Origin of the sequence: Paenibacillus sp. GCM10027628, from assembly GCF_042676385.1 — a bacterium.
Classification (GTDB): Bacteria; Bacillota; Bacilli; order Paenibacillales; family NBRC-103111; genus Paenibacillus_E.
Genome location: NZ_JBHTHA010000036.1, coordinates 138076 through 151850 on the forward strand (window position 1 = coordinate 138076; position 13775 = coordinate 151850).

The 13775-nt window shown below is 47.6% G+C and carries 13 protein-coding genes; 4 read left to right on the plus strand and 9 right to left on the minus strand.

Annotation, left to right across the window (positions count from 1 at the left end):
* Positions 1-14: 14 nt before the first annotated feature.
* Both ACFQZT_RS23535 and ACFQZT_RS23540 read right to left on the minus strand, forming a co-directional pair.
* Positions 15-1661, minus strand: a complete 1647-nt coding sequence (locus tag ACFQZT_RS23535) for a GAF domain-containing sensor histidine kinase (protein ID WP_379303720.1) — start codon at positions 1659-1661, stop codon at positions 15-17.
* 14 nt (positions 1662-1675) lie between these two features.
* Entirely contained in the window at positions 1676-2446 is a 771-nt protein-coding gene (locus ACFQZT_RS23540; protein WP_379303722.1) for an SDR family NAD(P)-dependent oxidoreductase, read from the minus strand.
* Positions 2447-2491: 45 nt separating this feature from the next.
* Here ACFQZT_RS23540 and trhA point away from each other — a divergent pair, with 45 nt between their 5' ends.
* Positions 2492-3127: a PAQR family membrane homeostasis protein TrhA gene (gene trhA, locus ACFQZT_RS23545; RefSeq protein ID WP_379303724.1), complete on the plus strand. Its 636-nt coding sequence runs from the start codon at positions 2492-2494 to the stop codon at positions 3125-3127.
* A 9-nt stretch (positions 3128-3136) separates the two neighbouring features.
* Here trhA and ACFQZT_RS23550 read toward each other — a convergent pair whose 3' ends face one another.
* Together ACFQZT_RS23550 and ACFQZT_RS23555 are read right to left on the minus strand one after the other, a co-directional pair.
* A complete protein-coding gene (locus tag ACFQZT_RS23550; RefSeq protein WP_379303725.1) occupies positions 3137-3790 on the minus strand; it encodes an SGNH/GDSL hydrolase family protein in 654 nt (217 codons plus the stop codon).
* A 92-nt stretch (positions 3791-3882) separates the two neighbouring features.
* Complete coding sequence (locus ACFQZT_RS23555) at positions 3883-4200, minus strand: hypothetical protein (protein WP_379303727.1); 318 nt, start codon at positions 4198-4200, stop codon at positions 3883-3885.
* Between the two features lie 91 nt (positions 4201-4291).
* Between ACFQZT_RS23555 and ACFQZT_RS23560 the strand changes: the two genes are divergently transcribed.
* Positions 4292-5458, plus strand: coding sequence for a M20 family metallopeptidase (locus tag ACFQZT_RS23560; protein WP_379303729.1), 1167 nt, complete (start codon positions 4292-4294; stop codon positions 5456-5458).
* A 64-nt stretch (positions 5459-5522) separates the two neighbouring features.
* On the opposite strand, the gene ACFQZT_RS23565 is transcribed toward ACFQZT_RS23560, so the two are convergent.
* Complete coding sequence (locus ACFQZT_RS23565) at positions 5523-6815, minus strand: MFS transporter (protein WP_379303731.1); 1293 nt, start codon at positions 6813-6815, stop codon at positions 5523-5525.
* A 71-nt stretch (positions 6816-6886) separates the two neighbouring features.
* Entirely contained in the window at positions 6887-7768 is an 882-nt protein-coding gene (locus tag ACFQZT_RS23570) for a DMT family transporter (RefSeq protein ID WP_379303733.1), read from the minus strand.
* A gap of 217 nt (positions 7769-7985) precedes the next feature.
* On the opposite strand from ACFQZT_RS23570, the gene ACFQZT_RS23575 reads away from it, so the two are divergent.
* Positions 7986-10073, plus strand: coding sequence for a sensor domain-containing protein (locus ACFQZT_RS23575; RefSeq protein ID WP_379303735.1), 2088 nt, complete (start codon positions 7986-7988; stop codon positions 10071-10073).
* 58 nt (positions 10074-10131) lie between these two features.
* Here ACFQZT_RS23575 and ytxJ read toward each other — a convergent pair whose 3' ends face one another.
* A complete protein-coding gene (ytxJ, locus tag ACFQZT_RS23580) occupies positions 10132-10473 on the minus strand; it encodes a bacillithiol system redox-active protein YtxJ (RefSeq protein ID WP_379303737.1) in 342 nt (113 codons plus the stop codon).
* A gap of 153 nt (positions 10474-10626) precedes the next feature.
* Here ytxJ and ACFQZT_RS23585 point away from each other — a divergent pair, with 153 nt between their 5' ends.
* The gene (locus ACFQZT_RS23585; RefSeq protein WP_379303739.1) at positions 10627-11496 is read left to right on the plus strand and encodes a metallophosphoesterase; all 870 of its coding nucleotides are present in this window, start codon (positions 10627-10629) and stop codon (positions 11494-11496) included.
* 33 nt (positions 11497-11529) lie between these two features.
* Here the strand turns inward: ACFQZT_RS23585 and ACFQZT_RS23590 are convergent, their stop codons facing one another.
* Both ACFQZT_RS23590 and ACFQZT_RS23595 read right to left on the minus strand, forming a co-directional pair.
* Positions 11530-13140 carry a PucR family transcriptional regulator gene (locus ACFQZT_RS23590; RefSeq protein WP_379303741.1) on the minus strand — a complete coding sequence of 537 codons (1611 nt, stop codon included), beginning with the start codon at positions 13138-13140 and terminating at the stop codon, positions 11530-11532.
* Between the two features lie 210 nt (positions 13141-13350).
* The gene (locus ACFQZT_RS23595; RefSeq protein ID WP_379303743.1) at positions 13351-13767 is read right to left on the minus strand and encodes a PaaI family thioesterase; all 417 of its coding nucleotides are present in this window, start codon (positions 13765-13767) and stop codon (positions 13351-13353) included.
* Between the last annotated feature and the right edge of the window lie 8 nt (positions 13768-13775).

Genomic DNA, 13775 nt, shown 5'->3' on the forward strand with positions numbered 1-13775 from the left:
ATTCTCCACCTTTCTCATGCATTCTTCATAATGGACAAAGGCAAAGCAATTTGAATCAATGTCCCTTTTCCCTTATGGCTTTGAACGACGAACGAACCGCCAAGCGCTTCCGCCCGCTCCCGCATCGTATGCATGCCAAACTTTACATGTCGAATGCGCCGATCTTTGGTAAAGCCGACACCATCGTCTTTAATTTCAAAATAAACGTGATCCGGCGTAGAACAGAGGCTGATGAATGCGTTCTTTGATCGCGCATGCTTAATCACATTGTTGAGCGCCTCTTGCCCGATGCGCCACAACGCCTCCTCCACCATGCGCGGGAGCTCTCTTACGCCTTCCACTTGCGTTGTTATCGTCAATCCGATTTGCCTCCCGTACTGCGCGAGACCGGTTAGCAGCCCGCGCTCTAACCCGGCCGGCCGCAGCTGGAGGATAAGGGAACGCATCTCCGTGAGCGAATTTTGCGATAGTTGCCGAATATCCGTCAGCGCTTCCTTCACAAGCGGCTCCGTTTCGCCAAGCATGCTCTCCAGCCCCCGCGAAGTCAGGTTGAGCGAGAATAGCATTTGACTGACTGAATCGTGCAAATCTCTTGCTAACCGATTCCGCTCTTCGCTGCGCGCCAAATCCCGGCGCTGCTCATATACTCTGGCATTCTCATAGGCGAGAGCAATATGATCGGTAAACGCTCTGGCGACTTCAGCATCAACCGCATCGAAGTACTGCTTCTGCGGGCTGCCAATGAAAAATACGCCGATTGGTTCATCCCGTAAAATAATGGGAACGGCAACACCGGAGCGGATTTCAGGATAAAGCACCTTCGTTTTGGTGTTGGTATTATCCATAATCGGTCTATCAAACCGAATAACCTCCTGCTGCCGATAAGCTTGGGCGATCGGTCCTAGGCTGCGCATCGAATACGAGCTGCAGCACGAATATACCTTGCCATCCATAAATTCCATTCGCGGCGATAAGTTGTCGCCCTCTTGAATGAATACCGTTACCAGCGGGATATCAAAGGCTTCGCCAAATCGTTGGACAGACTCTCCGGCTATTTTTTCAGTCGCCAGCAGCCGTCCTAGCGACCTGGTGATTTCCCCGAGCTTGGCAAAATAAACGGCGCGCTTCTGCTGCTGTCGATACAGCATCGTCCGTTCTATCGCCGTCCCGATCTGAAAAGCGACCGATTGGAGCAGCGCAAGCTCCTCCTCGCTAAAATGCTTCTTCCCTGGAGAAGCCACATTCAAAATACCGAACATCGACTGCCCGGCCCAGAGCGGAATCGTCGCATGATGGCTGACGCCTTCCGTATCTCCAATCGCGATCAGCATTTCTTCTTCCAATCGCTCGCAGCTTAAAATATTAATGGCATGTTTCAGTCTTCCATCCCGGAACCGGTCGATGCACCAGCACGATTTCGCCTTGAGTGGCACCATTTCATCGCGGGCGAGCGCCTGTGGAATCCCTTCTGCAGATAAGCAGGAGTGCCCCAGCTCGGGGTCTTTACTGACTTGAAATATCCAACCGGCTTTTAAATTCGTCAGTTCCAAGAGCTTGGTTAACACTAGGGAAAGCACCGACTCCAATTCATTGGATTGGTTCAGCGTTTCTGCAATAGTTTTCAAAATAACAAGCTCATTCGCGCGGATCTCTGCTGACATTGGAAGCGCCTCCCTTAGAAACCGTAGATGGTCATGCCCCCATCGACAAATAAGGTCTGTCCCGTAATGTAATTCGCTGCGTCTGAAGCCAGAAATACAGCGGGTCCTACCAGTTCTTCGAGCTCACCGACACGAGCAAGCGGCGTGCGAGCTACGATTTCCCCGAGATAAGCCGGGTCGGCAAGCAGCTTTTCCGTCAATGGGGTTTTGAAATACCAGGGACCGATACTATTGACGTTGATCCCAAATTTGCCCCATTCAAGAGCAAGCACTTTGGTCATTTGAATCATTGCAGCTTTCGTTGCCGCGTATACAACTCCGGTTCTCAGGGCAACCTGTCCAGCAACGGAAGCTATATTGATAATTCTTCCATATCCCTGCTCCTTCATCAGGCTGCCTACTATTTGTGAGCATAAAAAAGCGGATTTCAAATTTGTCTGCATGATCCAATCCCATTCTTCATCCGTGACAGCCAGTGCCTGGCTTCGAATGTTCATGCCGGCATTATTGATAAGGATATCGATCCGGCCCGTTTCACGAACCAAACGCTGAACCGATTGTTCAATCTGATCCCTGTTCGTGACATCTGCTACGAAAGGATAAGCTTTGCGTCCAAGCGCGTGAATTTCAGCGGCAACCTGATCAATATCTTCTGCTGTGCGAGCTATGAGCGCAACATCGGCGCCGGCTTCAGCTAGACCGATCGCAAGAGCTCGGCCGATGCCTCTCCCCGCTCCTGTGACAAGTGCAGTGCGATTATGTAATTGAAATGAAGGTAAATACATCGATTCATCGTCCTATCTATATCAAATGGAAAGAAGGCTAACTATATGGATTACTCCGTTCGCGAAGAAAGAGCCAATGCCATCAGTCATGGCATCGGCGTGCTGCTCAGCATCGCAGCTCTCATTCTGCTCATCGTTCAGGCCAGCTTGCGCGGTGACGCTTGGCACATTGTCAGCTTCAGTGTTTTTGGCGTTGCACTGGTTACATTGTACTCCTGCTCCACTTTGCTGCATAGTGTCCGGCACCCGAAATTAAAAGATCTGTTCGAAATCTTGGATCATTCCGCGATTTATTTACTTATTGCCGGCACCTATACCCCGTATTTGCTTGTCACCTTAAGAGGACCTTTCGGTTGGACCTTCTTCGGCGTCATCTGGGGGCTGGCACTCATCGGTATGGTACTTAAAATCTTTTATGTCAAACGTTTCATGATCGTATCGACAATCTGCTACATATTGATGGGCTGGCTGATCGTAATCGCATTTAAACCGCTTTATATGAATTTGCCTTACGGCGGGATCGTGTGGCTTGTTGCAGGCGGCCTCCTTTACACTTTCGGCACTATCTTTTACCTATGGCGGCGCGTTCCTTATCATCATGCGATTTGGCATACATTCGTATTAGCCGGAAGCATTTCACATTTCATTTCAATCTACGGTTACGTGATGCCGAAAGTTTGAGTCCAGCTTTCATCTGATCAGCTGCTGAAGCTGGTCAAACGGCACTGTGCTTTCCACCTGACGAGCGAGTGCCTCATACCCTTGCTCGTTCGGGTGAATGTTATCCTCGGCCAAATAACAGCTGTCATTCCCCACGAAAGCGTCATACACCTGCACTATACAAATATTAGGTTTCTCCAGCTTACGCAAAAACAAGTTGAAACGCTGCACCCAGTAAGCGGCATCCGGTACTTGCGGCAAAGGGTTATATAGACCTATTAATACAATGACACATGGTGTCGATACTTCTTGACGCAAATCCTGTATACGTTCAATCAGCTTCCGATAGTTCGCTTCGTACATTTGCAGCGCAGACTTAAGGTACTGTGGATCATCTTCATAAAAGAAGGGGATAGCCGCTTGGATTAAATCGTTACCGCCAGCCGTTATAGTGATCAAATCCGCCTGCCTGACATGCAGTTGGAGTTCTTGCTCCGATTCAAGCGTTTCCAAAAGTTCTGAAGTTGTCGCACCGTTTGTACCGGCATGATACAAAGTAACAGGCACATTTAACAACTGCTCCACCCATTGTCGGTACAAAGAAACGAAGCCAAGACCAGCCGGATCTCCAAAGCCGACAGTTAACGAGTCACCGAATGCCAGATAATTGATCGTCTTCTCCATCGCTATCCTCTCCTCACACACTGACATATTACCAATGTATGCGCATGCGCCCATTTTGGGCATGTCCCTGCGGGAGGCATTGCGAAGTTTTTCTAAGCCACAATCGGTTGGACAAAGCTTTCGATCTGCGCCTTTTCCGTCAAAGTAAATTGGTATTCGCAATCACAGCCTTCATCTTGTAAGACGATCTGCACAATGTCTCCTTCTTGGTTGCAAATAACGAGAACCGACGGAGCAAGCAGGTCCTCGGGGAAAGATTCCCCATTCTCCATATGAATGCCAAGGTAAATATCCTGCCACTGCCCTCTTGGTTCCATTTCCTTGAAAGATAACGTAAACCGGTGCTCTACGGGTTCTGCGCCATATTTCATCATCGCCATTCTCTCCTTCATCATCTCGGATATGTTCATTTATTGTACCTCAGTGCCCAGAAAAGTGGTAGTTCACCTTCCTTTATACTACAATGAGGTTAAGTACTGATCAATAAAAGGAGCATCCTCTATGAAATCTACGATTGCACAAACGATTGATCTCCATGCCGAGAGATTCAAAGCGATTTCCAGCTTCATCGGAGCTAACCCCGAATTGGGTCATGAAGAATTCCTTGCATCCGCTCGTTTAACCGAAGAGCTGGAGAGCCAAGGATTCCATGTTGAACGCGGAATCTTGGATATTCCAACCTCCTTTCTGGCAACTTTCGATTCCGGAAAGCCGGGGCCGATCATCGCCTTCTTGGCCGAATACGACGCCTTGGCGGATCTAGGCCATGCCTGCGGCCACCACCTCATCTGCATGATGAGCATCGGCGCAGCCGTCGGCCTGAAGTCGGTCATCGCCGAAACCGGCGGGACGATCCGCGTCTATGGCACACCCGCTGAAGAAACAAGTGGCGCCAAAGTGCCTATGGCAGCTGCCGGACTGTTTAAGGATGTAGATATCGCCTTGATGGCGCATCCTTACTACACTTTCGAGAAATCAGGCGAATCACTGGCGATGGACGCCATCCAGTACGAGTTTTTAGGACGTTCCGCGCACGCCGCCGCTCAACCCTATGAAGGCGTGAACGCGTTAGACGCCGTTCTTCAACTGTTTAATTCCATTAATGCGCTGCGCCAGCAGGTAAAGTCCGATGCACGCATCCACGGCATCATCAGCGAAGGCGGCAAGGCGCCTAACATTATCCCGGATTATGCAGTGGCACAATTCTATATCCGTTCCGCTACCCGAACTTATACGAATGAACTTGTCCAGAAGGTGCTGCGGTGTGCAGAAGGCGCTGCGCTCCAAACCGGCTGCACGCTCAAGACGTCGAACTATGAGTTCTCGTATGATGAGCTGCGGACCAATGAAACTTTGTCATCCGTATTTACTAACAATCTATTTGATATGGGCGTTCAACCCGAAGAGATCGAAGTCGGCAAAGATCACGGTTCCCTGGATCTGGGCAATGTATCGATCCAATGTCCGACAATTCACCCATATATCAAGGTCGTTGACGAGAAACACCTGCTGCACACGAAAGAATTCCGCGATTTGGCCATGCAGGATCGAGCGCTGGACAGTATGATCTTTGCAGCTAAGGCATTGGCATATACAGCTTACGATGTATTGGCCAACCCAGAGCTGCTTCAACAAATAAAAGCCGAGTTTGCCGCAAAAGTAAAATAAGTCGCTAAAACTACAAAAAAGACCGATCTACATCGCTGTAGAAAGGTCTTTTTTTGATCGATAGTTAAGCCGTTACATTTGTCGAAGCGTTATGAAATACCTGGGTGCCTGCTCTTCGCGCTTCAAGCCTCGCCAATATGGAATAGAACATAATCATGCCGACGAAGCCGCACAATGCAATAAGCGATGCCATCATCCATGAGGACAAATAACCTCCAAGAATAACGCCTCCGCCGCCTAACAGCATAGCTCCTTTGTACACCATTCCATTTAAAGCCATATAAGAGCTTCTAGCGTGATCCGGTGCAAGATCGCCTAAATACGCTTGTTTGATCGGCACGTACATCAACTCTCCAACTGTCGCTATAAACATCGCTAGAATAAGCAGCCATGGCTGATTGCTATAGGCCAAATAGCTGTAACCAAGTATGTAGCAGGCATATCCGATAAACAGCACTTTGCTGTCGGAAAATCTTCGCATGATGACGCCCATGATGACCGAAAGCACGACAACGAGAACGGTATTTTCAGTTCGAATAAAACCGAGCATTTTCAGCCCGTCAATTTGAAAAGTCTCCTGTCCCCATATGAGAAATGGGACATTCACCATTTCTTTTTCCATACGGACACCGACATAATTCCCCAAATGAAATTCGACGGATACAAGCAGTAGCGAAGCGGCCGTGAAAATCATAAACGTGGAGTCTTTCAGTACGGTTTTATAGTTTGACCACATGGAGTTCGCTTTTGTCCGGCTGCCGCTGATTGCTTGACTTGCCACCGGCTTGTAAACCTCTTCAATGAAGAAATAAGTGATCATCAATGAGATCAACCCTATGACGGATAAGCCGATAAACAGCTCGAACAAGTAGGATTTGAATAAGAACGCACCTGCCAAGCCGGCAATGGCGAAGGACAAATTGTTCATCCAATATGAGATCGCATACATAAATTTGCGCACTCCCGGTGCCGTTACATCAAGCAGCATCGCATCATTAGCAGGCCCATGGATTCCCCAGAACATACTAACCAAAATCATGAGTACAAAAGTAATGCCCGGCGATTCAAACCAAGGGGAGTTGGAAAGCGCCATCCCCAAGAAGGACAGCATCCAGCCGACTTCAGCGGCTAGCATGAGCTTTTTACGGCCAATCCGATCCGCATAATAGCCTCCTATGATGCCTGCCATCAAGCCAGCGATAATTCCCAGAATAACGACTAGACCAGCACTGGTATCCCCCAACTTTCCGGAGAAATAAATAGACATGAACGGAAGAACCATATTGTTGGCGGTTCCCGATAAAAAAGATAAGCCGATACGAATTTTAACGTTGCGATGAAAATCCCGAAACCTCACACTGCACCTCCAATAAAATGATCATGAGAATGAAATAATTAACCTTTGATCAATAAAATCGCAAAAAAAATCTAGGCCACCTCATTGCTTCTTAAAAACATGCCGACCCCAACGAGGAGTAAGCAACCTGCCAAGAGCTGCATCACGGTAATCGTTTCGCCTAACAACACGTACGCCAAAAGAGAAGCGCCGAGCGGCTCACCCAGAACTGTCATCGAGATCGAAGTCGCTTTCATATACTTCAGCAGCCAATTGAATACGTAGTGACCGAATACAGTAGGCACAATCGCCAACAGGAAAAATATGCCCCATTCTTTCACCGGGTAAGCTGTAAATGAAGCGCCTGCGGCCATATTATAAACGGCAAGAACGCCGCCCGCGAACAAAAAGACAAAAAAGCTGTAAACAAATGCGGATACGTGCTCCCGGATACTTTTGCCCAAAAGCATATGCATCGCTACGGCCACTGTACCAAGCAGTGACAACAGATCCCCTTTCAAAGCAGCGCCTGAAAAACGGAAATCTCCCCACCCAATGCAGATAGCTCCAATAATGGCAATCACCATGGAAATCAATGCCGTGCGGCTTGTGTGCTGCCGGTACAAAAGGAACGCGCCTAGCAGAACAAAGATGGGTTCTAAGGTTAAAATCGCTGTTGAACTCGCCACAGTAGTGAAATTGAGCGAATCCATCCAAAATAAGAAATGAAGGCCAAGCCCAACGCCGGAGGCTAGGGTCCGCAACCACTCTTTTAAGCGGATTTGCGAGATTTCATGTCCATAACGCCATAAAAATGGCAGCATGAGCACATTCGTCATGAACAATCTATACATGGCAATAACGGAAACAGGCGCTGATGACCATTTGATAAAGATTGAAGAAAATGAGATGGCTATTATTCCGATAAATAGAAACATAGAAACGGGGATTCTTGTTTTGTTCATTGCATTCATGCTGAAAACTCCTTGGATAAACTGGTAGTCGTTGCCGTATTAGTATATAGGAGGAACCGGTCTTTGCCAACTATTTTCAAACCATGTTCAAAGATTCACAGATTTTGTCGAATTCGCGATCTAATTGTCAAATTTTATATTAAAATTTATGCATACCTCCCACATTTTCATATATAATGAAAACAGAATCAGTGTTTTGTTATCGGAGGTTGCAACATTGACGTCATCTTTCAGCATGGAACGAATGAATAAGCTTGAGCAGGATCTTCATTATACGCAAGAGGTTGTTGGGGTATTAACGGGGCATGCCGAAGTAGCTTTCGTTGTTTGCGATCTCGACAACCGCGTTCAATATAGCAATGAGAAGTTTAGCCGCACCTTTGGCTGGAGCGCCACGGAGCTCCTCGGCTATCCTTTGCCCACAGTTGCTGACGCGGATCGGGAGACGTTCAATGAGCTTCTATCCGCTAATCATTGGAATTTTCATGCGACAGAACATCGTAGAAGATGTAAAGACCAATCAGTACGTGTTGTGAACGAGACTTACACGCCTATTCGTGATCAAGAAGGCATCATAACGGGTTATGCGTGTATTGTATTGAGCCCTGAAGAGGCCAACAAAGAAGTGGAACGGAAACTGACGGAGAGCAGACAACAACTTCAGTCTTTATTCGACAATAACCCGGACGCCGTCATTTCCATGGATATGAACGGTCATCTTACGGGGATGAATCCGGCTACCCATAAATTGAGCGGATATACCAGAGACGAGCTTAGTCAGTTCTCACTGATCTCTTTATGTTTGCCTGAGCACCTAGATCGTTTAAAACAACGTTTCGAGCGTACACTGCGCGGGCGAGCGCAAAACTTTGAAATCGCCATCATACACAAAAACGGTACCCGAGTGGAGCTGAATCTGACGCTCATCCCCATTTCTTATGAAGGTACCATTAACGGTGTTTACGTCATCGCCAAAAACATTACGGAACGCAAACAAGCTGAGGATCTCATTCAATATATGGCGTACTATGACGCATTGACGGATTTGCCGAATCGCCGGCTCTTTGAGCGTAAAGTGATGATGCATATGAATGAGGCGGATGAGAAGCGGTCGAAGATCGCGATCCTGTATTTAGACCTGGATGGGTTCAAATTCATCAATGATTCGCTTGGCCACGGCGTCGGCGATCAAGTTTTAAAAGAAGTCGCAATCCGGCTCAAACGAAGCACGCGAGAACCAGATACAGTCGGCCGCATGGGTGGTGACGAGTTCACTATATGCTTACCTTTCGTCCCGACGTTCGAGGACGTTCAGCCGATTGCCGAGCGGATTTTACATGAGCTTAGACAACCGTTCCACTTGCAGGATCAAGATTTCTATCTAACGGCTAGTATCGGTGTTGCTTTCTATCCTGATCATGGTCACCATGCCGAGATGCTGATGCATCATGCAGATACGGCTCTCTATAAGGTTAAAGAGCACGGCAAGAACCATATAAAGGTTTATTCCAAGGCAATGAACGAAGAAGCGATCCGCCGACAACAGTTGGAAAGTGAACTGCATAAAGCGCTAGACCAGAACGAATTTGTCGTCCATTATCAACCACAGATTGATGTGCAAACGAATAAAATTATCGGTATGGAAGCGCTGGTCCGTTGGGACCATCCGGTACGCGGTCTGTTGTACCCGGGAGATTTCATTGCCATTGCTGAAGAAACGGGTCTCATTGTGCCTATCGGCTCTCAAGTACTCGACATCGCTTGCAGACAATGCAAAGAATGGCATAATGATGGGTTTTCCAACCTGCGAATCGCGGTCAATCTTTCACAAATCCAACTGAGGCAGGACAACTTGGTAGAAACCGTTGCGCATACCCTGCAAAAAACAGGTCTGCCCCCTGCTTCCTTGGAACTGGAAATTACTGAAAGCATAGCCATGCATAATGCGGATTTCGTCGTTGCACAGCTGCATAAATTAGTTGCATTAGGCATCCAGATATCGATAGACGATTTCGGAACCGGATTCTCTTCGCTAAGCTATTTAAGCAAATTTCCGATTCATCGGATTAAAATTGACCGTTCGTTTATTACCAATATTTCCAACAATACCGAATCCGCGATTATCACTTCAATCGTCGGGCTTGCCCAAAACTTGAATCTAAGCGTCATTGTCGAGGGTGTAGAAACGGAGCTGCAGAGAAATGTATTGCCGAAACTTGGATGCAATGAAATGCAAGGCTATTTGTTCAGCAAGCCTCTTCCTCCGGAAGTTTGTGTGCCTCTGCTCCAAAAATGCCGTATATGAATAAAAGCCCTTAGAAATACGCTCAGCATGCGAGCTGCTTCTAAGGGCTTCTGTTTGTTTAATCCAATACAGCACTTATATGTTTGGTTGTTACTGACCAATGCGAAGTATTCCAAATCGATTCTTTATCTTTAAAATAAAGAATTTGCGGGGAAGCGTGCTTAATCCCAAGGTCTTCTGCGATTTGATTGGAAACCGGGCGAGATTCAATGACTTTCACCATGTAATAGTCGACATCGCCATTCGGCTTTCCTGCCAAGTACTCCTCATACTCTTCCATAGCGCTCGCACTTACAGGGCATGTTGTGCTGTGCTTCAGCACGACTGCCGGTTTCTCCGACGAGCGATCCAGGACTTGCTGCCATTCTTCAAGTGTCGTTAACTCTTTCCAAGCCGACATGCGAATATCTCCCTTCCCATCTTAATGAGAATTATTATAAATTAATAGACGCGCTTATGCAAATGAGGATATGCACAATTCGCGCAACCTATTTTCTTGCTGTTATAATGGAAAAAGGTAAGAGTATCCAGCAGCAAAGGAGGCACATATGGTATGCAGCCATCACCACCGATCACCAGACGTGCCTTTCTCAAAAAAGGATTGCGTCTGGCAACCTCACTGATTGCAACAGGCAGCCTTTTCGGCGGTTATTCAGCTTTCCTGGAGCCGCGATGGTACGACCTGACAAGAGTGACGATACCCTTAAGACGTCTGCCAATTGCCTTAAGCGGGATTACAATCGCACATATTAGCGATATCCATATGGGACATCATTTTGAATTAAAGCATCTGGAGACGGTCGTCAATCTCGTTCGCCAAGAGAAGCCCGATCTGATATGTTTTACCGGAGACTTGTTTGATACCGAAATCTCAGAAGATCCTAAAAGAACAAGCAGCTTGCTAGCGACCATGGAAGCGCCGCTCGGCAAATGGTCCGTTCTTGGCAACCATGATCGGCTCGCAGGTAACCTCGAAACGGCTGCCATTCTTGAAAACGGCGGTTTCAAAACCTTGTTCAACGATTACCGAATGATTCGCAGCGGAGGACAAGCGATCCAAGTTGTCGGCGTCGAAGATATGCTGACGGGCAACCCGAATCTGGCTAAAGCCCTCCATGGGACATACAAGCAAGTTTTCACCTTACTTCTATCTCATTGTCCGAATTTCGCAGATATCGCTGCAAATGAATCGATCGATTTGCAATTATCCGGGCATAGCCACGGCGGACAGATTCGCTTGCCGCTGCTCGGTGCCGTTGTAACGCCGCCTCTCGGCAATAAATATGTCAGTGGTCTGCATACTGTTGCGGGCTCCGACCTGCAAATCTATACAACACGCGGGATCGGGACAACAATCTTCCCGTTACGTTTTTTATGCAGACCTGAAATTGCGGTCATTACGCTGAAAACAAGGAACCCCTGAGCGCCTCAACAATGGCCTTCAGGGGTTCAATTATTATTGTCGGACATGTAAAAATTGACGGAATAAGAACACAGCTTTCAACTTTAACAGGTCGTTCACTTTCTTGAAATCAACCTGCAGCAGGTCACTGATTTTCTCTAAGCGATAAGTGACTGTATTGCGGTGAATGAATAATTGCTTGGCCGCCTCGCTGACTTGACCGTCATTGCGGATGAAAACCTCTAATGTGCGAATCATCTCTTGTGAGTATTCGGCATCTTTCTCAAGAAGCGGCCGCAAAATTTTGGTGCAGTAATCCTCCATGACATCGGAAGAAACATGCTGGAACAGATGGGCGAACTCGATCGTTTCGAAATGAAGCACGCGATCCGGCAAACCTAATCGGCTTGCCAGCCGTTGTGTCTCCACACATTCCAAATATGCTTCTTTAAGCGCAATGGGCTTCGATTTCACCGGACTCACATAAAAGGCTACTTCCCCCGTTTCTTCCAAACAAGCCGCATCTCCAGCGTACTTCGCCAGAAGTTGGGACAGTTCTTCCTCCGGAAATCCCTCGGTTTGAATTGCCGTATAGATGGACAGCAGCTGATCCTTCAACACAAAATGATTGGCCCGCAGATTCGTCGACTTGGGATGAGACTCCATATACTGCTTCAACTCTTTGAGTTTCCCGACAGGCGATTCTTCGATAGATGAACAGTCGCTGTCGCGCTTGATTTTGGCAAGGACACACTGATAAGCACCAGTAAAAAGGTTCATGCCGCGCGTTTGTGCCAGCTCCATGAATTCCTCTAGCGGCGCTCCTTTCTCCAAATAACGAAGAAGATTGTTTTGCAGATCGCGAAGCGCCGATGCCTCAATATGAGAACGGAATGTGAATCCCATATGGAAAGCAAGGATGTCAGCCGCCTGTTGGAACAACCCTTCCTCCACATTGGCAAGCAGTACGGCGTCCGGCATGACCAGCAGGCTGCCAAGCTGTTCATCATCCTGCTGAACTAACGCTACGCGGTAAGCACGGTCTTTACCAGCGTGAACCCAGCCCGCTCGACGCTTCCACGGCCAGTTCTGTTGCAGCTGATCGTTTGACCACGCGCTTGTATTATAAAGAATTTGCCCTTTGGCATCCAAGATCGCCATCGGGTATCCGATAATGCCACTGATTAATTGAAACATCGCGACGATGTCGTCCTGTTTCAAGCCGAACTGCATCAGCTTTTTCTGCTTCTCCAGCACGCTTTGCAGCAATTGTGTGTTGCGGCGATATTCCGCGTTAAAAAGTGCATTCATTTGATCAGAAAACGTGAATTGGAACGGCATCTCGATAATGGGAAAATGAAGCCGATCGGCTTCTTCAACAACAATCTGCGGCAGTTCCGTCCAGAACCTCCCCAATTTAATGCCCAGCCCGGCAGCTCCGCGCTCATTTAATTTACGCAGCAAATTAACGGTTTCCTGAGGGCTGTCTTTCATAGCAAAAGCTGTTGTAAAAAGCATTTCCCCGGATTTCGTCCAATCCGCGATATCGGGAGCGTCCATCACATTCACCGATTTGACGATACGCGTTTCTCCTTGTTTGCCGGCGACCAATTTCGCTTCAGTTAAAGGATATATGGTTAAAGCCTCACGGATCGTAAGATGCATTACGTATTCCCCCTCATGCCTTTTTTACGATTATAGGATGAGGTTTCCAAACAGTCAATGATTTTATGTTAGAAAACATGACATTTACGATTATTTAATGAAAATTTCTTGAACAAATCCATCTTTATGTTAGTTAATGTAACATATAAATTTCATTTCAACACAAAGAGGCATGCACCGTGCACGCCTCTTTGTACATAGAAGAGCCAACTAGATCACCCGAAACGTACCTGTACCGATTGTCCCGAGATTGCCCTCGCTATCGGTCACTCGACCTTGAGTTGTAATCATTTTGCGGGATTGATGGACGATTTCCGCAGTGACGAAAAGCTTTCCTTCTTTAAGCGGAGATACGAAATGGACATTCAGGTTCGTTGTCACCACTTTCTCCTCGGGCCTGGCGGTCATGATCACAATCCCCATGGCATTGTCCAACAGTGAAGACAGCACACCTCCATGCACGATCCCGATGAGGTTTAAGTGATGTGGCTTGGCATCCAGAGCGACCGTAACCACACCCGCCTCCATGCTGACGAATTCACAGCCCAGGAAGCCCCAGAATGTGTGCTCTGCCGATGCAGCCAAACGCTGCAGCCTCTGCTCTACTTCCGTTTTTGATACATTCACAGGGTCTC